The organism is Citrobacter braakii, assembly GCF_009648935.1.
Classification (GTDB): Bacteria; Pseudomonadota; Gammaproteobacteria; order Enterobacterales; family Enterobacteriaceae; genus Citrobacter; species Citrobacter braakii.
In genome coordinates this window covers 1,627,001-1,652,047 of sequence record NZ_CP045771.1, presented here as the reverse complement: position 1 = coordinate 1,652,047, position 25,047 = coordinate 1,627,001, and the positions used below count along the sequence as shown (strand labels likewise).

At 53.4% G+C, this 25,047-nt stretch carries 22 protein-coding genes and 1 tRNA gene; 11 read left to right on the top strand and 12 right to left on the bottom strand.

Going from position 1 to position 25,047, the window contains the following annotated elements; genetic code table 11:
- Positions 1-142: 142 nt before the first annotated feature.
- Positions 143-1,987 carry an RNA polymerase sigma factor RpoD gene (gene rpoD / locus GFC06_RS07740; RefSeq protein WP_016154549.1) on the top strand — a complete coding sequence of 615 codons (1,845 nt, stop codon included), beginning with the start codon at positions 143-145 and terminating at the stop codon, positions 1,985-1,987.
- A 45-nt stretch (positions 1,988-2,032) separates the two neighbouring features.
- On the opposite strand, the gene mug is transcribed toward rpoD, so the two are convergent.
- Positions 2,033-2,539 (bottom strand): G/U mismatch-specific DNA glycosylase, encoded by a 507-nt coding sequence (gene mug / locus GFC06_RS07735; protein WP_103767095.1) that lies wholly within the window; start codon positions 2,537-2,539, stop codon positions 2,033-2,035.
- Between the two features lie 125 nt (positions 2,540-2,664).
- Between mug and GFC06_RS07730 the strand changes: the two genes are divergently transcribed.
- Positions 2,665-2,740: transfer RNA gene (locus GFC06_RS07730), tRNA-Ile, on the top strand.
- 267 nt (positions 2,741-3,007) lie between these two features.
- Here GFC06_RS07730 and GFC06_RS07725 read toward each other — a convergent pair.
- The 5 genes from GFC06_RS07725 to GFC06_RS07705 all read right to left on the bottom strand — a co-directional run bounded on the left by GFC06_RS07725 (position 3,008) and on the right by GFC06_RS07705 (position 7,961).
- Positions 3,008-3,331: a DUF1889 family protein gene (locus GFC06_RS07725; RefSeq protein WP_071524484.1), complete on the bottom strand. Its 324-nt coding sequence runs from the start codon at positions 3,329-3,331 to the stop codon at positions 3,008-3,010.
- A 113-nt stretch (positions 3,332-3,444) separates the two neighbouring features.
- Complete coding sequence (locus tag GFC06_RS07720) at positions 3,445-5,256, bottom strand: diol dehydratase reactivase subunit alpha (protein WP_153689997.1); 1,812 nt, start codon at positions 5,254-5,256, stop codon at positions 3,445-3,447.
- A gap of 10 nt (positions 5,257-5,266) precedes the next feature.
- A complete protein-coding gene (locus GFC06_RS07715; protein ID WP_016154578.1) occupies positions 5,267-5,695 on the bottom strand; it encodes a diol dehydratase small subunit in 429 nt (142 codons plus the stop codon).
- Between the two features lie 2 nt (positions 5,696-5,697).
- Positions 5,698-6,282, bottom strand: a complete 585-nt coding sequence (locus GFC06_RS07710) for a propanediol/glycerol family dehydratase medium subunit (protein ID WP_153689996.1) — start codon at positions 6,280-6,282, stop codon at positions 5,698-5,700.
- Between the two features lie 11 nt (positions 6,283-6,293).
- On the bottom strand, positions 6,294-7,961 hold the full coding sequence (locus GFC06_RS07705) for a propanediol/glycerol family dehydratase large subunit (protein WP_016154580.1): 1,668 nt from the start codon (positions 7,959-7,961) through the stop codon (positions 6,294-6,296).
- A gap of 391 nt (positions 7,962-8,352) precedes the next feature.
- On the opposite strand from GFC06_RS07705, the gene GFC06_RS07700 reads away from it, so the two are divergent.
- Genes GFC06_RS07700 through GFC06_RS07685 form a run of 4 tightly spaced genes read left to right on the top strand, consistent with a single transcriptional unit; the run spans position 8,353 to position 10,868 of the window.
- A complete protein-coding gene (locus GFC06_RS07700; protein ID WP_003828504.1) occupies positions 8,353-8,781 on the top strand; it encodes a GlcG/HbpS family heme-binding protein in 429 nt (142 codons plus the stop codon).
- Between the two features lie 22 nt (positions 8,782-8,803).
- The gene (gene dhaT, locus GFC06_RS07695) at positions 8,804-9,967 is read left to right on the top strand and encodes a 1,3-propanediol dehydrogenase (protein ID WP_016157511.1); all 1,164 of its coding nucleotides are present in this window, start codon (positions 8,804-8,806) and stop codon (positions 9,965-9,967) included.
- 16 nt (positions 9,968-9,983) lie between these two features.
- Positions 9,984-10,337 carry a glycerol dehydratase reactivase beta/small subunit family protein gene (locus GFC06_RS07690; protein WP_016157512.1) on the top strand — a complete coding sequence of 118 codons (354 nt, stop codon included), beginning with the start codon at positions 9,984-9,986 and terminating at the stop codon, positions 10,335-10,337.
- Entirely contained in the window at positions 10,338-10,868 is a 531-nt protein-coding gene (locus tag GFC06_RS07685; RefSeq protein WP_153689995.1) for a cob(I)yrinic acid a,c-diamide adenosyltransferase, read from the top strand.
- On the opposite strand, the gene dhaR is transcribed toward GFC06_RS07685, so the two are convergent.
- Positions 10,846-12,771, bottom strand: coding sequence for a dihydroxyacetone kinase operon transcriptional regulator DhaR (gene dhaR, locus GFC06_RS07680; protein WP_153689994.1), 1,926 nt, complete (start codon positions 12,769-12,771; stop codon positions 10,846-10,848). The two genes, GFC06_RS07685 and dhaR, sit on opposite strands and share 23 nt — an antisense overlap.
- 92 nt (positions 12,772-12,863) lie before the next feature.
- Positions 12,864-13,961 carry a glycerol dehydrogenase gene (locus tag GFC06_RS07675; protein ID WP_016154586.1) on the bottom strand — a complete coding sequence of 366 codons (1,098 nt, stop codon included), beginning with the start codon at positions 13,959-13,961 and terminating at the stop codon, positions 12,864-12,866.
- Positions 13,962-14,522: 561 nt separating this feature from the next.
- Between GFC06_RS07675 and GFC06_RS07670 the strand changes: the two genes are divergently transcribed.
- On the top strand, positions 14,523-16,181 hold the full coding sequence (locus GFC06_RS07670; protein WP_153689993.1) for a glycerone kinase: 1,659 nt from the start codon (positions 14,523-14,525) through the stop codon (positions 16,179-16,181).
- A 65-nt stretch (positions 16,182-16,246) separates the two neighbouring features.
- On the opposite strand, the gene cfa is transcribed toward GFC06_RS07670, so the two are convergent.
- The gene (gene cfa, locus GFC06_RS07665) at positions 16,247-17,401 is read right to left on the bottom strand and encodes a cyclopropane fatty acyl phospholipid synthase (protein ID WP_153689992.1); all 1,155 of its coding nucleotides are present in this window, start codon (positions 17,399-17,401) and stop codon (positions 16,247-16,249) included.
- A gap of 67 nt (positions 17,402-17,468) precedes the next feature.
- Between cfa and GFC06_RS07660 the strand changes: the two genes are divergently transcribed.
- Positions 17,469-18,317, top strand: a complete 849-nt coding sequence (locus GFC06_RS07660) for a helix-turn-helix domain-containing protein (protein ID WP_047358672.1) — start codon at positions 17,469-17,471, stop codon at positions 18,315-18,317.
- Here the strand turns inward: GFC06_RS07660 and GFC06_RS07655 are convergent, their stop codons facing one another.
- Positions 18,318-19,091, bottom strand: a complete 774-nt coding sequence (locus GFC06_RS07655) for a siderophore-interacting protein (RefSeq protein WP_153689991.1) — start codon at positions 19,089-19,091, stop codon at positions 18,318-18,320. It abuts the gene before it with no gap.
- Positions 19,092-19,326: 235 nt separating this feature from the next.
- On the opposite strand from GFC06_RS07655, the gene GFC06_RS07650 reads away from it, so the two are divergent.
- Positions 19,327-20,001 carry a PadR family transcriptional regulator gene (locus GFC06_RS07650; RefSeq protein WP_181220869.1) on the top strand — a complete coding sequence of 225 codons (675 nt, stop codon included), beginning with the start codon at positions 19,327-19,329 and terminating at the stop codon, positions 19,999-20,001.
- 53 nt (positions 20,002-20,054) lie between these two features.
- On the opposite strand, the gene GFC06_RS07645 is transcribed toward GFC06_RS07650, so the two are convergent.
- Positions 20,055-21,575, bottom strand: coding sequence for a methyl-accepting chemotaxis protein (locus tag GFC06_RS07645; protein WP_016154592.1), 1,521 nt, complete (start codon positions 21,573-21,575; stop codon positions 20,055-20,057).
- A gap of 430 nt (positions 21,576-22,005) precedes the next feature.
- Here GFC06_RS07645 and ygjG point away from each other — a divergent pair, with 430 nt between their 5' ends.
- Positions 22,006-23,385, top strand: coding sequence for a putrescine aminotransferase (gene ygjG / locus GFC06_RS07640; RefSeq protein ID WP_049259762.1), 1,380 nt, complete (start codon positions 22,006-22,008; stop codon positions 23,383-23,385).
- 90 nt (positions 23,386-23,475) lie between these two features.
- Here the strand turns inward: ygjG and GFC06_RS07635 are convergent, their stop codons facing one another.
- Complete coding sequence (locus tag GFC06_RS07635) at positions 23,476-23,808, bottom strand: tRNA-binding protein (protein ID WP_016157522.1); 333 nt, start codon at positions 23,806-23,808, stop codon at positions 23,476-23,478.
- A gap of 209 nt (positions 23,809-24,017) precedes the next feature.
- Between GFC06_RS07635 and ebgR the strand changes: the two genes are divergently transcribed.
- Positions 24,018-25,001 (top strand): transcriptional regulator EbgR, encoded by a 984-nt coding sequence (gene ebgR / locus GFC06_RS07630; RefSeq protein ID WP_047499182.1) that lies wholly within the window; start codon positions 24,018-24,020, stop codon positions 24,999-25,001.
- The last annotated feature ends 46 nt before the right edge of the window (positions 25,002-25,047 follow it).

Genomic DNA, 25,047 nt, shown 5'->3' with positions numbered 1-25,047 from the left:
GGCTTAACTGCCGAATATCGCTCGGGAAGCCCCCGACAGCCGCACGGAGAGGCAGCGGCAAAATATAAGTATGCCCTCGTTTTGCCGTTGGCGGTTTTACCGCCCAACACCAATCAAACGAATTAAGTGTGGATACCGTCTTATGGAGCAAAACCCGCAGTCACAGCTGAAGCTACTTGTCCAACGTGGTAAGGAGCAAGGCTATCTGACCTATGCCGAGGTCAATGACCATCTGCCGGAAGATATCGTCGATTCAGATCAAATCGAAGACATCATCCAAATGATCAATGACATGGGTATTCAGGTGATGGAAGAAGCACCTGATGCCGATGATCTGCTGCTTGCTGAAACCTCCAACAGCACCGATGAAGACGCGGAAGAAGCGGCTGCCCAGGTTCTGTCCAGCGTTGAGTCCGAAATCGGTCGTACAACTGACCCGGTCCGCATGTACATGCGTGAAATGGGTACCGTTGAACTGTTAACCCGTGAAGGCGAAATCGACATCGCTAAACGCATCGAAGACGGGATTAACCAGGTTCAATGCTCCGTTGCCGAATACCCGGAAGCCATCACCTATCTGCTTGAGCAATACGATCGTGTAGAAGCTGAAGAAGCGCGTCTTTCCGATCTGATCACCGGCTTTGTCGATCCGAACGCGGAAGAAGACATGGCGCCAACGGCGACACACGTCGGTTCTGAACTCTCTCAGGAAGAGATGGATGACGATGCAGACGAAGATGAAGAAGATGACGACGACAGCAGCGATGACGACAACAGCATCGACCCTGAATTAGCGCGTGAAAAATTCGGTGAACTGCGTACTCAGTACGAAATCACTCGCGACACCATCAAAGCGAAAGGCCGCAGCCATGCTGCCGCGCAGGAAGAAATTCAGAAGCTGTCTGAAGTGTTCAAACAGTTCCGCCTGGTGCCGAAGCAGTTCGACTACCTGGTAAACAGCATGCGCGTCATGATGGACCGCGTGCGTACTCAGGAACGTCTGATCATGAAGCTCTGCGTTGAGCAGTGCAAAATGCCGAAGAAAAACTTCATCACCCTGTTCACTGGCAACGAAACCAGCGAAACCTGGTTCAACGCGGCAATCGCGATGAACAAACCGTGGTCTGAAAAACTGCACGACGTGGCAGATGATGTTCACCGCGGACTGCAGAAACTGCAGCAGATTGAAGAAGAAACCGGCCTGACCATCGAGCAGGTTAAAGACATCAACCGTCGCATGTCCATCGGTGAAGCGAAAGCCCGCCGTGCGAAAAAAGAGATGGTTGAAGCGAACTTACGTCTGGTTATCTCTATCGCCAAGAAATACACCAACCGTGGTCTGCAGTTCCTGGATTTGATTCAGGAAGGTAACATCGGTCTGATGAAAGCGGTTGATAAGTTTGAATACCGTCGTGGTTACAAGTTCTCTACCTATGCAACCTGGTGGATCCGTCAGGCGATCACCCGCTCGATCGCGGATCAGGCACGTACCATCCGTATCCCGGTACATATGATTGAGACCATCAACAAGCTCAACCGTATCTCCCGTCAGATGCTGCAAGAGATGGGCCGCGAGCCGACGCCAGAAGAGCTGGCTGAACGCATGCTGATGCCGGAAGACAAGATCCGTAAAGTGCTGAAGATCGCTAAAGAGCCTATCTCCATGGAAACGCCGATCGGCGACGATGAAGATTCGCATCTGGGTGATTTCATCGAGGATACCACCCTCGAGCTGCCGCTGGATTCTGCTACCACCGAGAGCCTGCGTGCCGCAACGCACGACGTTCTGGCTGGCCTGACCGCCCGTGAAGCGAAAGTTCTGCGTATGCGTTTCGGTATCGATATGAATACTGACCACACGCTGGAAGAAGTCGGTAAACAGTTCGACGTTACCCGTGAACGTATCCGTCAGATCGAAGCGAAAGCGCTGCGTAAACTGCGCCACCCGAGCCGCTCTGAAGTGCTGCGTAGCTTCCTCGACGATTAATCTCGCCGCATAAGCATAAACGCCACCGCAAGGTGGCGTTTTTCTTTATAGTCCCCGCCTGGCCAGGGCGTCATTCACTTCCCGATACGCCTCCACCAGTTTATCCAGCGTAATCCGGCTTAACCCGCTGGGATTCGGCAAAACCCATATTTGCGTCGCGCCAATAGTCAGCGTTTGTTTTCCCCACTGCGCCCCACGCTGGCTGAGGCCCTGCTCAAATGCCTGCTTCCCAAGGATTGCGAGTGCAGCAGGCTGATACTCTTCTATTTTCTCAATGAGCTTACGACCGCCGTTGCGCATCTCCTGTAGCTTCACTTCATTGGCTTGCACCGTCGGTCTGTCGACAAATTTAGTCACCCCGCAACGGAAGTCCAGCAGGTGTTGTGCCTCTTCGGGTTTGAGCTGGCGATCGGTAAATCCCGCCTGATGGATGACCTTCCAGAAGCGATTAGCGGGATGTGCAAAGGGGAATCCTGTACCTGCGGAAGACAACCCCGGATTGATGCCGCAAAACACCACCCGCAGCCCCGGCGCCAGTATGTCCTTAACCATAATTACTCCCATCAATACATCAGAGGAACAAGTATAACGGACTGAAAATACATTGTTTATAAAAACAGCATCCGTACGCTTATGTCTGGATTGCAACGCGGAGTTACTTTATAATCCACCGCCACGGCCCCTTAGCTCAGTGGTTAGAGCAGGCGACTCATAATCGCTTGGTCGCTGGTTCAAGTCCAGCAGGGGCCACCAAGATTCAAGGACTTGCGAGAAATCGCAGGTCCTTTTTTTTGGGGGTTCTTCCGTAGCTGTTGGCGCGAGCCAAAAGGATTCCTGCTGGAACAAATCAATATCTGTTCGCACCAAAATGTGAAATAAGAGCCGGGAAGAATACGGCAGGCGGGGCCTGAAGATATATTACGGGATGCCTCTGTCCAGCAACAAGCTTGTCACTGTCCCCCTCTGGACGTTGCCATCCAGAGATGGAAACGTCCGTTAGAGTTTGATTCGATAGTCAGCTCAAACTAGCTCTTTGAGCTGCTCCTGCATATAGGTTGAAAAATACTCTGGGTTCTTGATAAGGATGCGGTTACCGGAGGCCACTTTTTCTGCCCATCCGGCCACTTTTTTCGTGAACTCGGGATTCCATCCCTCCTGCTCACCCCGTGCCATCACAGCTTCCGGACTTGCTGGCACACCTAAGTCATGCAAATACTTTAAGATTCCCTTAGCGGTACTTTCATCCATTGAATGGGGTACTGACGCCGAAGTGTTCATACCACCAATAAAATCCAATGCTTTCTCAATTGCTGTTGGCATGCTCTTATCCTTAAAATTAACCACGTGAGAGACACATTTATACTATGTACCCAACTCCGCCGGGATATCAAAGAGAACATCACCTTTATTTGATTTACCCCGCAGCTAAACGCTTGCGGCGGCTGTTTTCTGCACGATTAATTCGCTATCCCGGCCAAAACCAGCCCGGTCGCTACCGCATTACGCGGCCCTTCGGTACCACGGATGTTGCCCTGTCCGGCAACCACGCCGTAATGCGCCAGCGCGTCGGTGATCATCTGCGGGATTTCGAAATCCAGCGAGGAGCCGCCCACCAGCACCACAAAAGTCATATCGCGAATAGAGCCGCCGGGTGACACCTGGCGTAAAGCGCGCAGGCAGTTGGTCACAAAAACTTTCTCTTTGGCCTGTCGGCGCACCAACCGAATTTTTTCCAGCGAGGTCTGGTTATCTACCGGGATCAGCTCGCCGTCTTTCAGATAAACGACTTTGGCAAACACTGACGGACTGAGCGGTTCGCGAAAAAACTCCACCGCGCCGTTCTCGTGGCGAATGCTGAACAGGCTCTCCACTTTTGCCAGCGGGTATTTTTTAATTTCCTCCGCCAGAAACGGATCGCTTAAGCCCAGCTCGGTTTGAATCAACAGGCTGACCATATTCCCCGCGCCAGCCAGATGGACCGCTTTCACAACGCCATCGCTATTGATAATGGCGGCATCGGTGGAGCCTGCGCCTAAATCGAGGATCGCCAGCGGTGCAGCACATCCGGGCGTTGTTAACGCACCGGCGACAGCCATGTTGGCCTCCACTCCGCCGACTTCAACCGGGATGTTTAAACGGGCGCTCAGCTCACTGGCGATGGCCTGCATCTGTAAGCGATCGGATTTCACCATCGCCGCAATGCCAACGGCGTTCTCCATTGAACACTCCCCGGCAATACCGCCCTGCACCTTGCGGGGAATAAACGTATCCACCGCCAACAGATCCTGAATATACACCGCGTTCATGTCGTGACCGGTCAGCGAGGCCATCACTTTACGCACCCGCTCCAGCATACCGCCTGCATGCGTACCTGCTTCACCACGAATATCGCACACGGGCGCACAGGTGCTCATCGCCTGCATAATGGCCTGTGCGCCTTGCGCTACGTCGGCTTCACCGCCGCGCTTTTCGCCGCGGATAAAGATCTTACCCGCCGGGATCACCCTTGAGCGCACATCACCCTGCGGGGTTTTCAGCACCACGGCGGAACGGTTGCCAATTAGCGCTCTGGCGATGGGGACGATAGTTTGCGTTTCCTCGGGCGTCAGGGTAAAGAAGGTCGCGATGCCATAAGGATTCGACAGCACTCGCACCACCTGTCCTGGGGCCGCCACTTCCACCGCCGCCAGCACACCTTCCGGCACCTTCTCCAGCAGGGTGACTTCATCTACCACCGGCATTGTTCGACGCAGACGATTGTTCACCAGCACGCCATCATCTTTTTTCAGGATCGCCGCTACCACGTTGACCCCGCGATCCAGCGCTTCATTGATAAACCAAACCGCCTCGAGGAAATCCTTCTCCTCACCGACCAGCGGGATCCAGCCCTGGGTAAACCGATCTTCGCTCAACGCCGCCAGCTTCTCCACGGCGATGGTAGTTCCCATTCCCACGCCAACGCCGCCGGGCGTTTGCGGGTTATGCCCAATCATTGTTGATTCGGTAATGATGGTTTCAGTGATGGTTTCCATCGCCACATCGCCAATCACCGGTGCCGCCTCGTTGATGCAGATTTTCGCCACGTCCTGAAGCGACCATAGGGTGTTATTCAGCGCCTGCTGCAGGGAGGCCACCACCCCGGCAATATTGTCCCGTGTACCTTTCATACCGGTCGTGGCGACAATCCCGCTGGCGATAAACCGGCCATGCTGCGCCAACGCCACTTCGGTGGTGGCGTTGCCGATATCAATCCCAGCAATTAACGGCATACAACCTCCGTCACTGGCTGCCTTTACGCAGCTTGTTTCTCTGCTGATACACCTCTGCCGACTCGCGGACAAACCCGGCGTTCACCGTGGCATGCCAGGTATGTTCCAGTTCATCGGCAATGGCCTGAAGCTCGGCGAACGAAGAACGAAACGGCCGCAGCGCGTTGTAAATTTCAAGAATACGGGCATCCGGGATTGCTATAAGCTCCGCCGCACGACGGAAATTACGCGCCACGGCGTGACGCTGCATCTGTTCGGCAATCTGCGCCTGGTACTCCAGGGTTTGCTGAGAAATACGCACATCCTGCGGACCTACGCGGCCCGCCAGCACATTCTCAAGGGTAATCTCGGTTAGCGGTTTGCCGGTAGGAGTCTGGATTTTCTCCGGGCAGCGGGTCGCTAATGGATAATCCTGCGCGGTCATGATGTTGTCGTTCATGGTCATTCCCTTACGAGTGCAATATGCAGCATGACAGGCGCAGCATCCTGCACTACGTGTTTGGTTTCTTTGATATGAAACAGCGCGGCCTTGGCCATAAATTTGGGGCGTACCATCTGGTCATTAACCACTGGCACTGGCGAAGGCGACTCTTTACGTGCATAGCGCGCGGCGTTTTTACCAATCTGGCGATAGGTTTCCAGCGTCAGCAGCGGAGCCTGAGAGAACAGCTCAAGGTTGCTCAGAGGCAGCAGATCGCGCTGATGAATCACCGTGGTTCCTTTCGACTGGATACCAATCCCGATGCCAGAACCGCTGAGATTTGCCGCATCCCATGCCATAAATGAAACATCCGAGGTGCGCAGAATCCTCACCACCCGTGCATGCAGCCCCTCTTCTTCAATGCCGGCAACCAGCTCTTTCAAAATCGCTTTGTGCGGCATATCAATCAATGTTTTGTGCTGATACTTATCAAAGGCCGGGCCGACGCCTATCACGACTTCATCCAAGCGTTCGTCCGCTTTAGCCGCCTCGCCTTCACTCACCTGCAAGGTGAAAACCGGCTTACGTTCAGTTGTGCATTCCACTGTGTACCGCCTTATTCGATCGAGCCGGGCTGAACCACGCCCGCAATATTTTTAATTTCCGCCCAACGTTCGGCAGAGATGCGATAGCCGGTGCCGGGTCCCTGATAATCGTTGATGTCATTAACGGCGCTGACGACGTCGAACTGACGATCCAGAATGGCCGACGTTTGCAGGTAATCACCAGTAACACGCTGCCTCAGCATGTTGAGGATATTGCTGGCGATGTCTTCGAAGCCGCTGGAACTCAACGCGCCGACAATATCCAGCCCGGTGATATTGCGTTTCATCATCTCTTCCACGGCAGCCAAATCTTCCACCACATTGCGCGCGGGCATATCTTTGCTGCCGTGAGCGTAAGTGGCGGCCTCCACCTCTTCATCGCTAATCAGCGGCAGGCCCAGTTCGCGGAACACCGCCTGAATGGCGCGCGCGGCCTTATTGCGGATGGCGATTGTCTCCTCTTCCGTGACCGGGCGCAGGCCCCCATCAACCATCAGATCGCGTTGCAGAATGTTGTAATCATCGAAGTCTTCAGCGTCGAAGTTCGACCCGGCAAACATGTTGTCGTAGTTCGGTACCGCGCTATAGCCGGAGAAGATAAAGTCGGTGCCCGGCAGCATCTGCATCAGGGTGCGAGCAGTACGACGAATATCGGAGTGGGAAAAGGTCTGGTCATTGGCGGAGGCCACTTCAAGGTCGAGCATCGAGGCAATCAGGTTTTCCGCCAGCACCGCGCGAATCCCCGACGGCACAGCGCCGGTCATGCCGATACAGCTGACCGCACCGTTTTGTAACCCCTGTACGCCCGCGCCTTTGGTGATAAAAATGCAACGCGACTCCAGATAAAGCATCGATTTACTTTCGGAATAGCCCATCAGCGCTTCCGAGCCGGTGCCGGAGGTGTAGCGCATCTTCAGGCCACGAGAAGCATACGCCGAGGCAAGAAACGCTTTTGACCACGGCGTATCATCGCCATCGGTAAACACCGATTCCGTGCCATATACCGACACCGTTTCGGCGTAGCTGGTTAGCCCGCGCATTCCCAGCTCCAGCTCTGTGGCCTCTTCAACGGAGCATTGCGTCAGCACGCCGGGGCGACCGCATTGGGACCCCACCAGCAGCGCCAGGGCGTTAAACGGCGCATAGCGGGCGATCCCGACCGTTGTTTCCTGTTCGGAAAAGCCACGGATCCCCGCTTCAGCAGCGTCGGCAGCAATCTGTACCGGGTTATCTTTCAGGTTGGTCACGTGGCACTGATTGGAGGGGGTGCGTCTGGCGCGCATTTTTTGCAGCGCCATCATCATCTCCACCACGTTCATTTGCGCCATCACCTCCACCGCTTTCGCCGGGGTGATGGCAGTCGTAATGGCAATGATCTCTTCCCGACTGACGTGGATATCCACCAGCATTCTGGCGATCTCCAGCGCGTCGAGCTGCATGGCGCGCTCGGCCTCGGGCACGTTAATCGCGTAATCGGCAATGAACCGGTCAATCATGTCGAACTCGGCGCGGCTCTTGCCGTCCAGCTCAACAATACGACCATTTTCCACCTTCACCGACGAAGCCGGATCGTAAGGGCTTTCCATTGCGATCAGCCCCTCTTCAGGCCATTCGCCAATTAGCCCATCCTGATTTACAGGCCGCTGGGCAAGCACTTCGAATCGTTTTGATCTTCTCATAGTTTATGGACTCAAAAGATAAAAAATAGGGACGCCGGGCCGTATTGCCGGGGACACAACACCCGGCATTCGCCTTTCATCAGCAATAGCCGAACTCTAAATGAGCAGGACAATAAAAAAATAAAATTAATTTCGTTCCAATTTGGCACGTAATAAAAAACCATCGTTTCATATTGAAACGCGGCTCAGGAATATTCACCGTGAATTGTGACGAGGTTAAATGATCATTATCAATAAACGCCACAACAGGAAACTGAACGTAATATTTTTGAAATCCCCACCCTATTGACTTAATAACGCGGGGCGAGAAAATAAGATAAAGCCAATGATAAAAATAGCTGTTGCGCGATATTTTCGTGACCTCAGCCCTACAACCTTTTCAGGAGAGACTGTGAATAAGAGCCAACAAATCGCCACTATTACGCTGGCGGCTGCAAAGAAAATGGCGCAGGCCGTCGAGGCTAAAGCGCTTGAAATCAACGTTCCGGTGGTGTTTTCCGTGGTGGATCACGGCGGGAACACGCTGCTAATGCAACGTATGGACGACGCGTTTGTCACCAGCTGTGATATCTCTCTTAATAAAGCTTATACCGCCTGCTGCCTGCGACAGGGTACCCATGAAATTACCGATGCGGTACAACCAGGTGCCTCTCTATATGGCTTGCAGCTCACCAATCAACAACGAATTGTTATTTTTGGCGGCGGTTTACCTGTCATATTAAACGGCAAATTAATCGGTGCCGTTGGCGTAAGTGGCGGTACCGTCGAACAAGACAGATTATTAGCAGAAACCGCATTGAATTGTTTCTCTGAATTATAATTTAAATCTAAGAAGGTATATTATGAGCTATCGTATGTTTGATTACCTGGTGCCAAATGTGAACTTCTTTGGCCCCAATGCTATTTCCGTGGTCGGCGAACGCTGTAAACTGTTGGGCGGTAAAAAAGCGCTGCTGGTCACTGATAAAGGTCTGCGGGCAATTAAAGACGGCGCGGTAGATAAAACCCTCACGCATCTGCGTGAAGCCGGTATTGACGTCGTGGTTTTTGACGGCGTTGAGCCAAACCCCAAAGACACCAACGTGCGCGACGGCCTGGAGGTCTTTCGGAAAGAGCATTGCGACATCATCGTTACCGTTGGCGGCGGTAGCCCGCATGATTGCGGTAAAGGCATCGGTATCGCGGCGACTCACGAAGGGGATCTCTACAGCTATGCCGGGATTGAAACCCTGACCAACCCGCTGCCGCCGATCGTTGCGGTGAATACCACTGCCGGGACCGCCAGCGAAGTCACCCGCCACTGCGTGCTGACCAATACCAAAACCAAAGTGAAGTTTGTGATTGTCAGCTGGCGCAACCTGCCTTCGGTCTCTATTAACGATCCGCTGCTGATGCTCGGCAAGCCAGCCCCACTGACTGCGGCCACCGGGATGGACGCCCTGACCCACGCCGTGGAAGCCTACATTTCCAAAGATGCCAACCCGGTCACCGACGCTGCCGCTATCCAGGCGATCCGCCTGATCGCCCGTAACTTGCGCCAGGCCGTGGCGCTGGGCAGCAACCTGAAAGCTCGCGAGAACATGGCCTACGCCTCCCTGCTGGCGGGTATGGCCTTCAACAACGCCAACCTCGGCTACGTTCACGCGATGGCGCATCAGCTTGGCGGTCTTTACGATATGCCGCACGGCGTGGCGAATGCCGTACTGCTGCCGCACGTAGCGCGCTATAACCTGATCGCTAACCCGGAAAAATTTGCCGACATCGCAGAGTTTATGGGCGAAAACACTGACGGACTCTCCACCATGGATGCCGCCGAGCTGGCCATTCATGCTATTGCCCGCCTCTCCGCCGACATCGGTATTCCGCAGCATCTGCGCGATCTGGGCGTCAAAGAAGCCGATTTCCCGTATATGGCGGAAATGGCACTGAAGGACGGTAACGCCTTCTCCAACCCGCGCAAAGGGAACGAGAAAGAAATTGCCGAGATCTTCCGTCAGGCATTCTGATAACGCAGGGGGCGCAATGTTACTTTCATCACCGGGCGTACACCTGTTTTATCACTCACGCTGGCAGGGTACTCGCGTGCTTGACGAGTTGTGCTGGGGGCTGGAAGAGCAAGGCGTTCCCTGCCGGGCAATCTGTTGCGACGATCATGACTGCGCGCTGGCGCTCGGCAAACTGGCGGCCAAAAGTTCGGCGCTGCGCGTGGGTCTCGGTCTCAACGCCACCGGTGATATTGCCTTAACCCATGCCCAGTTGCCCGAGGATCGGGCGCTGGTCTGCGGGCATACCCGCGCCGGGACAGCACAGATCCGCACGCTCGGCGCCAATGCAGGTCAACTGGTTAAAGTTCTTCCCTTCAGCGAGATAAAATAAATGTACCGCATCTATACCCGAACCGGCGATAACGGCACGACCGCGCTGTTTGGCGGCAGCCGTATCAATAAAGACGACATCCGCGTTGAGGCCTACGGCACGGTGGATGAACTGATTTCCCAGCTTGGCGTCTGCTATGCCAGCACGCGCCAGGCCGAGCTACGCCAGGAATTGCACGCTATGCAGAAGATGCTGTTCGTACTGGGGGCGGAACTCGCCAGCGATCAGAAAGGACTCACACGCTTAAAACAGCGTATTGGCGAAGAGGATATTCAGGCGCTGGAGCAGCTTATTGACCGCAATATGGCGCAAAGCGGCCCGCTCAAAGAGTTTGTTATTCCGGGGAAAAATCTGGCATCGGCACAACTGCACGTTACGCGAACCCTGACGCGTCGGCTGGAGCGGATCCTCATCGCGATGGGCAGAACGCTGACGTTACGCGATGAGGCCAGGCGTTATATCAACCGGCTGTCGGATGCGCTGTTCTCGATGGCCAGAATCGAAGAAACTACTCCAGATGTTTGCGCTTAAACTGGCTGGCATCAATGTCGTACTGCTTCATCTTACGCCACAAGGTGGTGCGACCAATATTCAGCAGTTGCGACATCTCCTGAACACGCCCACTGGTCACGCGGGCGGCATGGATAATCGCCTCTTTCTCGATGGCGGTAAAAGTCAGGCTGGCGGGCAGCAGTGAAGATGCCGTCTCCAGACCAGGGCGTTCGGCAAACAGATAATCCGGCAGATTGCTCAGCCGAATATGGCCGTTATCACTGCTGATAGCGATGTTTTCAATAATGCTGTTCAGCTCAAAATCATTACCCGGCCACGAATAGGCCACCAGTTGTGCCAACGCGTCGTCGTCGATCTTCAGGCTGGATGAAAAGCGTTTTTTCAGGTTATTCAACCGCGTATAAATCAGCGATGGAATACTGTTACGCCGCGCCCGCAGCGGCGGGATTACGATCTCAAAAGAGTGCAGCGCGTAATACAACTGACGGCTAAAGCGGTTTTGCTCCACCAGATTAGCGAGATCAACCGTGGTGGTAGCGATCACTTTGACATCCACCGGAATCAGCCGCCGGGCATCCAGGCGGGTTAAAACACCCTGCTTAATCACCTGCAGCAGCGCGGATTGTAACTCCGGCGCCAGATATTCAATTTTTTCCAGAAACAGCGTGCCGCCGTTCGCCAGTTCAAGACGGCTCAGCCGACCGTTTTCATCATCAGTAGGCGCACTGCCCATAAAATCCTGCCCCAGTACGCTGTTGGCATACAGCTGACAGTTCACGGCGATATACGGCCCGCTGGCGCGTTCGCTTTCATTGTGAATGGCCTGACTCAGTAGCTCTTTACCGACGCCCTCTTCCCCGCACAGCAGGATCGGGAAACTTCCCCTCGCCGCCTGACGACCAAAGTGGATCAAACGTCGGGTTTCTGGATCGTCTGTCGACATCTGCTCAAAGGTATGGCTCACCTTGCCGAGCTGGCTGGTCATCAGTTGACGCATTTGCTCCACCGGATGCAGCAGCAGGATAAAGCTGTTGCCCTGCTCTTCAACAATCGGTTTCAGGGTGATGACGGCATCAACAAACTGGTGCTGGCTTTCAAAGGTGACTTCGACATGATTCAGGCCGCGGGCATGTTTGATCGCCCGACGCAGCAGCATGGGGAGATTGAGCAGGTCGTTAATATTCTTCCCCTGGCTGGCCTGCGCGTCGAGATGCAAAAGCAGCGCCGCGCGCGCATTGAGGAACTGCAATACGCCCTGTTCGTTCCAGGCCATCACACCATCATCCATACTCTCCAGCAGCCCGTACATCTGGTTCAGATGGCGGTTGGATTCAGCCAGCAGGCTGTCAGTCAGCAATGAGTTGCCGACTTCTCTGGCAATCGCCAGCGTCAGGGATAAATCAGAAACGCACTCATGCTCTACCAGACAGCACAGCGAGATGGAGCCAAACAGTCGACCATGGTTATCGAATACTGGCGTAGAGCAGAACGACCACGGATGCAACGCCTGTTTAAAGTGTTGATCGCCAGAGGTTTTTGTCGGCTGCCCCGGCATCGTCGCCAGCGACAACGCGCAACTGCCAATAATGCTTTCTGCACAGTAGCTGCCGTCGCGAAAACCGAGCTCCGCCAGTTGCTCCACCGTCTGCGGATCGCCGCAACGGCTGAGAATACAGGCCGATTCATCCAGAATTAACAGCGCGCACGGACGGCCGTCCATAAACTCCCAGGCATCTTCCAGCGCGGCCTGAGCAATCGTCAGCAGCGCCGTTTTGCGACGACAGATCGACTCAAAGGTCAGGCCCTGCGCCTGATGCGGCGCCTGCCAGGTTTCCCGCTGCATAAACTTGCTGCAACGATGCCATGACTGGGCAATGACCGAAGAGACTTCCTTCCCAATGTCCTGAGTGTGCGTCGTCATATCCCTTTCCGCTGTTTTACCATAGACAACCCCTCCGGCAGAGACTGTCAGAGGGGGGAGAAGATGCCGGATAAAAACTTACCGACGACTGATTAACGCGCCAGCCACTGCTGTCCCAGCAGGTCTGCCGTCAGTATCGCGGCATGTACGCTCTCAGGCGTCACCGGGAACGGCATATTGTGGATGGTTTCACCTTCTGCGCAGGTCGCTTTGGCTACGGCCATGATCTTGCCGTCAATGTCGTCTTTCACGCCCATTTCCGCTAACGTTACCGGCAGGCCTACTTTCTGACAGAAATTCAGCACGGTTTCGATCTCTTCCATCGGGCTGTTTTGCAGCACCAGCTGCGCCAGCGTACCAAAGGCGACTTTTTCACCGTGGTACAAATGGTGACACTCTTCCAGAATCGTAAAACCGTTGTGGATAGCATGCGCCCCTGCAAGACCGCTGCTTTCAAAGCCGATGCCGCTGAGGTAAGTGTTCGCTTCGACAATACGCTCCAGCGCATCGGTCACCACGCCAGCCTGCGCGGCAAAGCGTGCCTTTTCGCCTTCCGCCAGCAGGGTATCATAGCACAGGCGCGCCAGGCTCAGCGCCGCTACGGTGGACTGTCCGCCCGCCATGCTGGTCGCTCTGGCGTCATAACAGGCTTTCGCTTCAAACCAGGTTGAGAGCGCATCGCCCATCCCGGCCACCAGCAGGCGTACCGGCGCTTTGGCAATGATTGCGGTGTCCATAACCACCATATCCGGGTTTTTCGGGTAGATCAGATACTCTTCAAACTCACCGGCTTCGGTATAGATAACGGACAGCGCGCTGGTTGGCGCATCGGTAGAGGCGATAGTCGGGATCACCACCACCGGTAGCTTCTGGTAGTAACCAATCGCTTTGGCGGTATCCAACGTTTTCCCGCCGCCAATCCCAACCACGCCGCGGCAACCGTGCTGTTTCAGAATGGCAATCAGGCGATTAATTTCAATATGGCTGCATTCACCGTTGAAGCGTTCTGCGTGGCAGCTAATGTCGTGGCTGTGCAGGCCATTGAGTACCTTCTCTCCCGCCAGCTTCATCACGAAGTCATCCGCAATCACGAAAAAGCTGTCCGCCAGATTTTTAGCGTATTGACCAAATAAGGTGGAAGCGTCAGGGCCCTGGAGATATTTGGCTGGAGATTGAATAACTTTTAGCATTCCTTTCATCCTCAAATAAGTACATGTTTTTACATGGTGAGCCCTGGCGTTAACCTGTTTGGCCTGTTGCTGTCGGCAAAAACAGGAGGTACCGGAGCGATGCAATAACTGTATGGCGAGGCGTGAACAAAAAAATCTTTCGTCATTTTGTTCTGATATGAAACAGATAAAAACGACGCACGTTCCATTCTGGAACGCTTATCCACAAAAATGATAAGGTTTGCGATCCCGATCCGTACATTTACCCCCAAATCTCCGGCAAACACGAAGCTCAGTTCCTCTTTTACTCATGCAGTTGTATTAAAACCGGCAAAAAAAGGCTGGCTGCGCCGTATGAGCGGCGCTGATCGCAGGAGAAAAAAGTCGAGCGAGCTCGCATTATGATCATTCCCCGCCTTTTTAAGTTTCATTTCGGAACAAAAAATAACGTCAGCGTTCCGTAATGAAACTCATTTTAGCGTTGTTTTTTTCCACGCTGACTTCGCCAGAATCTCTTCATTGCCTCCGCACCATGATCCTACATTCGGGGGTTTGTCTTTCACTCAACCTCGAGGAGCCGTTATGTCTCAATTCTTTTTTAACCAACGCACCCATCTCGTGAGCGACGTCATCGACGGGGCGATTATCGCCAGCCCATGGAATAACCTGGCGCGTCTGGAAAGCGATCCGGCCATTCGCATCGTGGTCCGTCGTGACCTTAATAAAAATAACGTAGCGGTCATTTCCGGCGGCGGTTCGGGACACGAACCCGCGCACGTTGGGTTTATCGGTAAAGGCATGCTAACCGCTGCGGTCTGCGGCGATGTTTTCGCCTCCCCGAGCGTGGATGCAGTACTGACCGCGATTCAGGCGGTGACCGGTGAGGCTGGCTGTTTGTTGATTGTGAAAAACTACACCGGTGACCGTCTTAATTTCGGTCTCGCCGCCGAGAAGGCGCGTCGCCTTGGCTATAACGTTGAAATGCTGATTGTCGGCGACGACATCTCCCTGCCGGATAACAAACACCCACGTGGCATTGCGGGAACTATCCTGGTGCATAAAATCGCAGGCTATTTTGCCGAACGCGGCTATAACCTCGCCACCGTCCTGCGTGAAGCGCAGTACGCAGCCAGCAACACCTTTAGCCTGGGCGTAGCTCTTTCCAGCTGTCATCTGCCGCAAGAAACCGACGCAGCCCCTCGTCATCATCCGGGTCATGCGGAGCTGGGTATGGGCATTCACGGCGAACCAGGCGCATCGGTTATCGACACCCAAAACAGTGCGCAAGTGGTGAACCTGATGGTGGATAAACTGCTGGCCGCCCTGCCTGAAACCGGTCGTCTGGCGGTGATGATTAATAATCTTGGCGGCGTTTCCGTGGCCGAAATGGCCATCATCACCCGCGAACTCGCCAGCAGCCCGCTGCACTCGCGTATCGACTGGCTAATTGGCCCGGCCTCGCTGGTCACTGCGCTGGATATGAAAGGCTTCTCACTGACGGCCATCGTGCTGGAAGAGAGCATCGAAAAAGCACTGCTCACCGAAGTGGAAACCAGCAACTGGCCGACGCCGGTCCCACCGCGTGAAATCAGCTGCGTAGCGTCATCTCAGCGTAGCGCCCGCGTGGAATTCCAGCCTTCGGCAAACGCCCTGGTGGCCGGGATTGTGGAGCTGGTCACCGCAACCCTTTCCGATCTGGAGACTCATCTGAATGCGCTGGACGCCAAAGTCGGCGATGGCGATACCGGTTCGACCTTTGCCGCCGGCGCGCGTGAAATTGCCAGCCTGCTGCATCGCCAGCAGTTGCCGCTGGATAACCTTGCCACGCTGTTCGCGCTGATTGGCGAACGTCTGACCGTGGTGATGGGTGGTTCCAGCGGTGTGCTGATGTCAATCTTCTTTACCGCCGCCGGGCAGAAACTGGAACAGGGCGCTAACGTTGTCGAAGCGCTAAATACGGGGCTGGCGCAGATGAAGTTCTACGGCGGCGCAGACGAAGGCGATCGCACGATGATTGATGCGCTGCAACCGGCCCTGACCTCGCTGCTCACACAGCCGAAAAATCTGCAGGCCGCATTCGACGCCGCGCAAGCGGGAGCCGAACGAACCTGTTTGTCGAGCAAAGCCAATGCGGGTCGCGCATCGTATCTGAGCAGCGAAAGCCTGCTCGGAAATATGGACCCCGGCGCGCACGCCGTAGCGATGGTGTTTAAAGCGCTGGCGGAGAGTGAGCTGGGCTAAGATGTAACAAGGAGCGCTTCTCAGGTATTTACTGCCTGATGGCGCTTCGCTTATCAGGCAGAACGTTAACGATACACGCGGATCCCGCCCTCTACGCCGCGACTAAACAGCACCTGCCAAAGTTCAATATCTCTGGCGCGGAAAGCCCCGGCGCAGGCGCATAAATAGTAGTTAAACATTCTTCTGAAGGTGGCGGAATAACGTGATGACAGCTCCGGCCACGCTTGATTAAAGCGCTCGTGCCACGCCATCAGCGTTTTATCGTAATCGCTGCCAAAGTTATGCCAGTCTTCCATCACAAACCGTGATTCGCTGGCTTCGGCAATATGGGAGATCGCCGGTAAGCAGCCGTTCGGGAAAATGTATTTATTGATCCACGGATCGACGCTCATCCCTTTTTTATTGCTACCAATGGTGTGTAGCAGGAACAGTCCGTCCGGTTTTAAACAACGGTCGGCGATGCTGAAATAGGTGTCGTAGTTTTTTGGCCCGACGTGTTCAAACATCCCCACGGAGACAATGCGATCGTAGTGTTTATGGAGGTCGCGATAATCCTGCAGCAGAATCTTAACGTCCAGTCCTTCACAGCGCTGCTGCGCCATTTTTTGCTGCTCTTTGGAAATGGTGACGCCTTCCACCGCCACGCCATAATGACGCGCCGCATATTCCGCCAGTCCACCCCAGCCACAACCAATATCGAGTAAACGCATACCCGGTTTAAGTTGTAGCTTCTCACAGATCATTTTTAATTTAGCATTTTGCGCATCGTCTAATGTGGTCGCATCTTTCCAGTAAGCGCAGGAATATTGCATATGCGGATCAAGCATCAGCGCAAAGAGATCGTTACCAATATCATAATGTTCTTTGCCGACAATCCACGCGCGGCTCCGCGACTGCAAATTAAACAGGCGTGCGCTGGCAATACGTAAAATATCTTTCAGGTTACCCGGCATCTGCTGATCAAGTTTTGCTTTCAGGATTTTGCAGAACAGAATATCGAGCCGCTCGCAGTCCCACCAGCCTTCCATATAGCTTTCGCCAAGCCCTAACGAGCCTTGTTGCAGTACCCGTTTAAAGAAACCGGCATGATGAAGTTGAATGTCCCAGGCACGGGAGCCATTAATCCTGATATCCGCTTGCGAAAGCAGCTCTTTTCCCATTCGGGTCCAGTTATCATTTGTTTCATTGACGATGACAGCATCTGAACAAAGCGAGTTCATGGTATTTACCAAAGGTGGGCTAAAAATTCTTACGCAAGATTATTATGGAAAACAGAGTGTATGTATTATGATCCGCGGACAAGATCTATCGAGCAGCGGACACACCATCGGGAGCATTGACGATCTATTTATGGAAACTCTCGTGCAAAAACAGTGGAACTCCTTCCCGGATAACTCCATGACGGAACTGCCGCAGGATGTTTACTTTCGCTCGTATGTCCTGGAAGCCAATCATCATGTTCCACAGCATTCACACTCTTTTATGCAGTTTCATTTCGCCCGCAAAGGCAGTATGCGTATTGATGTTGCAGGCAAGTGCTGGATAATCCCGGCGCATTATGGCATCTGGATCCCGAATAATACGGAGCATGCGGTTTGGGCATTGGATGATGTGTATTTAGAGAATCTGGATATTAAACCGAGCTTTCTTGAAGAGAGCATCAATGAATGTAAAGTGGTGGCTATCAGTGATTTCGCCAGAGAGTTTATTCATTACGCCACGAATTTAATTTCGGGCCATTATGATAGCCAGTCAAAAGAGGGCAAGCTGGTTAGCGTCCTGGTCGACATTATTCTGCAGCTTCCGGAAGTCGCTTTTGTACTACCCTGGCCGCAGGATCGCGAATTAACTAAAGTTTGTCGAACAATACAAGAATCCCCGGCGTTGGAGCATTCGGTTGAATACTGGGCGCAGCATCTGGGTATGTCTGCCCGTACCTTTTCACGCCATTTCAAAAAAGAAACCGGATTGCCTTTCAGCGTCTGGAAGCAAAAAATGCGTATTCTGGAATCCGTATTAATGCTGAAGAAAAATAAAAGCGTGACCGCCGTGGCGCTCGACGTAGGGTATTCAAGCACCGCGGCATTTAGCTACGCATTCCGCCAGGCGTTTGGCGTTCCGCCATCTAATTACTGATTAACGACGCTGATGCCAGTAAGCCGCTGCGCGAACAAGTTGCTGATCGAACGCCTCGCTTTCAAAGCGAGCACTCAGGTTTTTGACCACCTTACCTTCGCCGGTAATCCAGATGTAGTAATCATCTGCAGGTACGCTTAGCTGCAATAAGTGTTCATTCACCGCCTGTTCGTCATGGCCGATAAACCACTGAATAGTAAATCCGTCGAGATGGGCAAAATAGTCCTGGTACGCGGCATCCTGCACGCTTACCAGCGCCGTGACGTTCGGACGTACCGCTAAACGGCTGAGCGACTCGAGGCGTCGGCGCAGCGCAGGCATTCCCGATTCATCACACACGTAAACCTGATACGCATAGTCCTCTGGCACCACCAAAGAACCGCGCGGTCCGCCTACCGTCAGCTTGTCACCCTCGCGGGCATTCATCGCCCACGTACTTGCCACGCCACCGTCATGAATATAGAAATCCAGTGCCAACTCATGGCGTGCTTCGTCATACAACGGCGTGTAATCACGGGATATCGGACGCACGCCGTCAGCCCAGACAATACCTTCATCGGTGACAACCGGCGGCACAAAGTGGCTGCCCGGTTCAGGGAAAAAGACCTTGGTATGGTCGTCAAAGCCGTGTGAGCTAAAACCATCCAGAGCGTCACCGCCCAGTACAATGCGCTGAAAGCCCGCGCTGATACGTTCGACGCGCAGGACGGTAAGTTCCCGAAAACGCAGTTCATTGCGAACGCGCTGCGGGTAGCGTGAGGTGTTTTTTGTCATTTTTTCGCCTTCGGAAGATAATACGATATATCTAATTTAATTTTTAAATGATAATGATTGCTAATCAGAAAGATTGCAAGCACTTTTTTGATATAGTCGCCTTCTGATTAACCGGCTAACGCAACCCCTTTAAAACAGATAAAAATCATTAACTTAAACAAAAAACATTTTATTGGCTTGCACCAAAACAATATTTAGATATAAATTAGATATATCTAAAACACATCAGGAGACGATGATGCAAAACCATCATGAAGGTTGCTGCAAGCATACAGAGCACCAACACGAAGGCTGCTGCAAGGGTGAAGGACGTCACCACGAAGGCCGCCACAACGAACACCATGCAGGTTGCTGCAAAGGTGAAGAACATCGCCATGAAGGCTGCAACAAAGAACATCACCACGAACAGGGGTGTGGACACCGCCACGGTCGCGGCGGCGGTCGTCGCCAGCGCTTCTTCGGTCACGGAGAATTACGCCTGGTCATTCTGGATATCCTGACCCGCGACGCCAGCCACGGCTATGAGCTGATTAAAGCGATTGAAACCCTGACTCAGGGCAACTACACCCCGAGCCCGGGCGTCGTCTATCCGACGCTGGATTTCTTGCAGGATCAAGAGCTGATCACCATCAGCGACGAGGAAGGCGGGCGTAAACAGATAGCGATCACAACCCAGGGCCAGCAGTGGCTGGATGAAAACCGTGAGCATCTGGAACATATCCACGAACGTATTAAAGCCCGCTGCGTGGGTTTTGAATTACGCAAGAATCCGCAGATGAAACGCGCGCTGGAGAACTTCAAAGCCGTGCTGGACCTGCGGGTCAATCATGGTGATACCAGCGATGCACAGATCAAAAAAATCATCGGTATTATCGATCGCGCTGCGCTGGATATTACTCAACTGGATTAATCTACAGAGCAGGCGGAACGCGTTCACCCTGCGTTCCGCCTTTATCGTTAATATTAATGCAGCACCGTGACTGCATCTTCCAGACGACCAGCGCGATGTTTCACCATCGCGGAAATCTGGGCACTCTCTTCAACCAGCTCGGCGTTTTTCTGCGTAATGTTGCTTAATTCATTCACTGCGCGAGTCAGGCTCGAAAGACCATCTGACTGTTCCAGCGTTGAGTGACTGATTTGGGCGATCAACTGCGTCACGTTTTGCACCTGCGCCACAATATCATCCATCGTGCGCCCTGCGGCGTGAACCTGGTCGGATCCGGACTGCACCTTATCGGCGCTGGCATCAATCAGCTTGCGGATATCATTGGCTGCACTGGCGCTGCGGCTGGCAAGATGACGCACTTCTCCCGCCACCACGGCGAACCCTTTCCCCTGCTCACCCGCCCGTGCGGCTTCAACAGCGGCGTTCAGGGCCAGAATATTAGTCTGGAAAGCAATATCGTTAATCAGCGTGGTAATGGTGCCGATCCGCTGGGTGCTGTTGGCGATATCGTCCATAGTTTTGATGACGGTATCCATCGCCTCGCCGCCGTGCGTCGCCGCGCTGCTGGCTGCAATGGAGAGCTTGTCGGCCGCGGCGGCGGTCTCTGAGTTTTGCTTCACCGATGCCGCCATCTGATTCATGGTGGTCACCGTTTCCTGCACGTTCTCTACGGTCTGCTGCGTATGCTTGTTTAAATCATCGCTGCCTTTCGCCAGCGTTTCGCTGTCGCTGCGCACACAGCTCACCTGACTGGAGACATCATGGATGAGCCAACGGCACATTAGCCCCAGTTGCCCAACCGCTCGCAGCATCAGGCCCAGTTCATCACTGCGGTTAAGATGTGACACGCTGTTTCGTTCACCGGTCGCCACTTTTAGCGCCTGACGAGCGACATTCTCAATAGGACGCACAATCTGCCATTCGAAAATAGCCGTTCCCAGCATCATCACCAGCGCGCTTATCAGCAGTAACGGCCATTCGGCGCCCATTTGCTGCAATGCGGCTGCCAGTACGATAAACATAATTGCCATTACGCTGCGCACTCGCCAGCGAATCGGCAGCGCCGGGAGTTTACCCAGCCAGCCTTTGCGTACCACCAGTCCTTTATGGATACGTCGGTTGCAACGCCCTTCATTCAGCGCTTTATATAAAGGCTCTACCGCCGCAATCTCCTCGTCAGTGGCCCGGGTACGAATCGACATATATCCGGTGACACGACCTTCCCGCACCATCGGCACCGCATTGGCCCTTACCCAGTAGTGATCGCCATTCTTACGCCGGTTTTTCACGATCCCGCTCCATGGCTCGCCTTGTTTCAGGGTGTACCACATATCCGCAAACGCCGCTTTTGGCATATCCGGATGACGAACCAGATTGTGCGGCTTATCGAGCAATTCATTCAGTTGATAGCCACTGACCTGGACAAAGGTATCGTTCGCGTGGGTGATATAGCTTTGTAAATCGGTGGTCGACATGAGGGTGATATCATCATCCAGCGGTGTATTTTGCTGACTAACGTAGGGATGAGAAGACATGATTGCGTCCTGTGCAGGTTATCTGGTTGTTAACTCTTTCGGCTTATGTTATTTCGGCGATAATTTTTTTATCTTTAGTTGTTAAATTTGATTTAGATCGCAATTTGCGATTAAACCTCAAAATCTGTACGCATTCTAATCCATTGATTTAAAATACTTTCATTCAGTAACTATTCAACTACACGTCTACCAACGCACCGTCACAGTGCAAATATTGCTCACTTTTAGAGCAGAAAAGTGCTTTTCCGATCTGTTTTCACGGCCTTAACCTGGGCAAAATGCCAGCAAATGTTAAACGTCAGCATTAAATGTTGCGTGAATGAGATGTTTCCTGGTGTTTATCCCGATTTTTGCTAAGCGCGCCGGAATGGCGCAATCACTGCAATACTTAAATCAGTATCATGTGATACGCGAGCTCCGGGAGCATATTTTGAACAGGTTACCTTCCAGCGCATCGGCCCTGGCCTGCAGCGCACACGCACTGAATCTCATCGAAAAGCGCACGCTTGATCATGAGGAAATGAAATCTTTAAACCGAGAGGTGATTGAATACTTCAAGGAGCATGTCAATCCGGGGTTCTTAGAGTATCGAAAATCTGTAACTGCAGGCGGGGATTACGGAGCCGTAGAGTGGCAAGCGGGAAGCCTGAATACGCTTGTCGACACCCAGGGGCAGGAGTTCGTCGATTGCCTGGGTGGATTTGGAATTTTCAACGTGGGGCACCGTAATCCAGTCGTGGTTTCCGCCGTACAGAATCAACTCGCGAAACAACCTCTGCACAGCCAGGAGTTACTTGACCCTCTGCGGGCCATGCTGGCAAAAACCCTCGCCGCGCTGGCGCCAGGTAAACTGAAATACAGTTTTTTCTGTAACAGCGGGACCGAGTCGGTTGAAGCCGCTCTGAAGCTGGCGAAAGCGTATCAATCGCCGCGCGGTAAATTTACGTTCATTGCCACCAGCGGCGCATTCCACGGCAAATCATTGGGAGCACTATCCGCTACGGCTAAATCAACCTTCCGCAAACCGTTTATGCCGCTGCTGCCGGGTTTCCGCCATGTGCCGTTTGGCGATATTAACGCGATGCGCACCATGCTCAGCGAGTGTAAAAAGACTGGTGACGACGTTGCAGCCGTGATCCTCGAACCTATCCAGGGTGAAGGGGGCGTGATCCTGCCACCGCAAGGGTATTTGCCCGCCGTGCGTAAACTTTGCGATGAGTTTGGCGCGCTGATGATCCTTGATGAAGTGCAGACCGGCATGGGTCGTACCGGCAAAATGTTCGCCTGCGAGCACGAAAACGTGCAGCCCGACATTATGTGTCTGGCCAAGGCGCTGGGCGGCGGCGTGATGCCAATTGGCGCAACTATTGCCACTGAAGAGGTGTTTTCCGTTCTGTTCGACAATCCCTTCTTGCATACCACCACGTTTGGCGGCAACCCGCTCGCTTGTGCGGCTGCGTTAGCCACCATTAACGTCCTGCTGGAGCAAAATTTACCGGCTCAGGCGGAGCAGAAAGGCGATATGTTGCTGGATGGTTTCCGCCAGCTTGCGCGGGAGTACCCAGACCTGGTGCATGATGTACGCGGTAAAGGCATGCTGATGGCAATTGAGTTTGTCGATAATGAAATCGGCTACAACTTTGCCAGTGAGATGTTCCGCCAGCGGGTACTGGTTGCCGGCACGCTAAACAATGCAAAGACGATCCGTATCGAACCGCCGTTAACGTTAACGATCGAGCAATGCGATCTGGTATTGCGATCGACGCGCAAAGCCCTGGCAGCATTACGGGTGAGCGTGGAGCAGGTGTAATACAGGTCGGATGGCGCTGCGCATCTCAGGCTTACGGGATCAAATGTAGGTCGGATAAAAGCGTAGCGGCCATCCGGCAATTAGCACAACTTAAACAATCCGCACACCCGCAGGCATAAGGCGTTCTGGCGTCAGCAGCACGCTTTCGCTGCCATCGTCCGTCTCAGCGCACAGCAACATACATTCTGACGTTTCCCCGCGCATTTTGGCCTTTTGCAGATTACACAGCACCACCACCGTTTTCCCCATCAGCTCCTCTTCGCTGTAATAAGGCACCAGGCTGGTCACGGTTTGCAGCGTACGCTCTCCCACATCCACCTGCACGATATACAGCTTATCAGCATTGTCATGGCGCTTTACCTGTGCGATTTTTCCAACACGTATTTCCATTCGGGCAAAATCAGCAAATGCGACGGTATCCATTGTGTTCTCCTTTGGTAAAATTTTACTAAATACTAGCAAAATATTTTCTTGGAATGGTTCTCAAAAGCGGGAAAATGACGTAGTCATCACACTCTGAAAGCCCAGTTTTACCCCAGGCATGTCAATTAAACGTACTTTTTTTACTGAAAACAGATGAATAGATAAGCACTTCATTTACAATGCGCAGGTAACTCAGGGAAAAGGCAAACATGGCAACACTTAAAGACATCGCAATCGAAGCTGGCGTGTCCCTGGCGACAGTGTCCCGGGTTTTAAACGATGACCCCACGCTGAATGTAAAAGAAGAGACCAAGCATCGCATTCTGGAGATCGCGGAAAAACTGGAGTACAAAACCAGCAGTGCTCGTAAAAACCAGACCAGCGCGCTCGGCCCCCAGCATATTCTGGCGCTCTACAGCTACCAGCAGGATTTGGAAATCAACGATCCTTACTATCTCGCGATCCGTCACGGAATAGAAACCCAGTGTGAGAAGCTGGGGATCGAACTGACCAACTGCTATGAGCACAGTGGGCTGCCGGAGAGCAAAAACATTACCGGCATTCTTATTGTCGGCAAGCCTTCTCCGGTTTTGCGTAATGCGGCAACAGCGCTTACTGACAACATCTGCTTTATCGATTTCCATGAACCCGGCAGCGAATATGACGCCGTCGATATCGATCTGGCCCGCATCAGTAAAGAGAGCATCGACTACTTCATCGCCCAGGGCGTCACTCGCATTGGCTTCATCGGCGGTGAAGACGAACCCGGCAAGGCAGATATCCGTGAAGCCGCGTTTGTCGAATACGGTCGTCTGCAGCAGGTCGTTTCTGAACAGGACATCTATCGCGGCGGTTTCTCCAGTTCATCAGGGTATGAACTGGCCAAAAAAATGCTGGCGAAAGCCGACTATCCCGGTGCCCTGTTTGTGGCTTCAGACTCGATTGCTATTGGCGTTCTGCGCGCCATTCACGAGCGTGGCCTGAACATTCCGCAGGACATTTCGCTGATTAGCGTTAATGATATCCCGACAGCGCGCTTCACCTTTCCTCCGCTTTCCACCGTTCGCATCCATTCAGAAATGATGGGCAGTCAGGGCGTCAACCTGCTGTTTGAGAAAGCCCGCGATGGGCGTGCGCTTCCTCTGCTGGTTTTTGTTCCCAGCAAGCTGAAACTGCGCGGCACCACCCGCTAAAATCCCCAGTAAACACGCCCGGTTTCTTCTGATGCCGGGCGCGCAT

Excerpts from the sequence above, each read along its gene's own strand:
- GFC06_RS07650 (WP_181220869.1), top strand. The coding sequence starts at position 19,327 with ATGATGCAAAACCATCATGAAGGTTGCTGCAAGCATACAGAGCACCAA.
- GFC06_RS07685 (WP_153689995.1), top strand. The coding sequence starts at position 10,338 with ATGTACCGCATCTATACCCGAACCGGCGATAACGGCACGACCGCGCTG.
- cfa (WP_153689992.1), bottom strand. The coding sequence starts at position 17,401 with ATGAACTCGCTTTGTTCAGATGCTGTCATCGTCAATGAAACAAATGAT.
- GFC06_RS07670 (WP_153689993.1), top strand. The coding sequence starts at position 14,523 with ATGTCTCAATTCTTTTTTAACCAACGCACCCATCTCGTGAGCGACGTC.
- GFC06_RS07720 (WP_153689997.1), bottom strand. The coding sequence starts at position 5,256 with ATGCCGTTAATTGCTGGGATTGATATCGGCAACGCCACCACCGAAGTG.
- GFC06_RS07690 (WP_016157512.1), top strand. The coding sequence starts at position 9,984 with ATGTTACTTTCATCACCGGGCGTACACCTGTTTTATCACTCACGCTGG.
- ebgR (WP_047499182.1), top strand. The coding sequence starts at position 24,018 with ATGGCAACACTTAAAGACATCGCAATCGAAGCTGGCGTGTCCCTGGCG.
- GFC06_RS07645 (WP_016154592.1), bottom strand. The coding sequence starts at position 21,575 with ATGTCTTCTCATCCCTACGTTAGTCAGCAAAATACACCGCTGGATGAT.
- mug (WP_103767095.1), bottom strand. The coding sequence starts at position 2,539 with ATGGTTAAGGACATACTGGCGCCGGGGCTGCGGGTGGTGTTTTGCGGC.
- GFC06_RS07705 (WP_016154580.1), bottom strand. The coding sequence starts at position 7,961 with ATGAGAAGATCAAAACGATTCGAAGTGCTTGCCCAGCGGCCTGTAAAT.
- GFC06_RS07660 (WP_047358672.1), top strand. The coding sequence starts at position 17,469 with ATGATCCGCGGACAAGATCTATCGAGCAGCGGACACACCATCGGGAGC.
- dhaT (WP_016157511.1), top strand. The coding sequence starts at position 8,804 with ATGAGCTATCGTATGTTTGATTACCTGGTGCCAAATGTGAACTTCTTT.
- GFC06_RS07715 (WP_016154578.1), bottom strand. The coding sequence starts at position 5,695 with ATGAACGACAACATCATGACCGCGCAGGATTATCCATTAGCGACCCGC.
- GFC06_RS07635 (WP_016157522.1), bottom strand. The coding sequence starts at position 23,808 with ATGGATACCGTCGCATTTGCTGATTTTGCCCGAATGGAAATACGTGTT.
- GFC06_RS07655 (WP_153689991.1), bottom strand. The coding sequence starts at position 19,091 with ATGACAAAAAACACCTCACGCTACCCGCAGCGCGTTCGCAATGAACTG.
- rpoD (WP_016154549.1), top strand. The coding sequence starts at position 143 with ATGGAGCAAAACCCGCAGTCACAGCTGAAGCTACTTGTCCAACGTGGT.
- dhaR (WP_153689994.1), bottom strand. The coding sequence starts at position 12,771 with ATGACGACGCACACTCAGGACATTGGGAAGGAAGTCTCTTCGGTCATT.
- GFC06_RS07675 (WP_016154586.1), bottom strand. The coding sequence starts at position 13,961 with ATGCTAAAAGTTATTCAATCTCCAGCCAAATATCTCCAGGGCCCTGAC.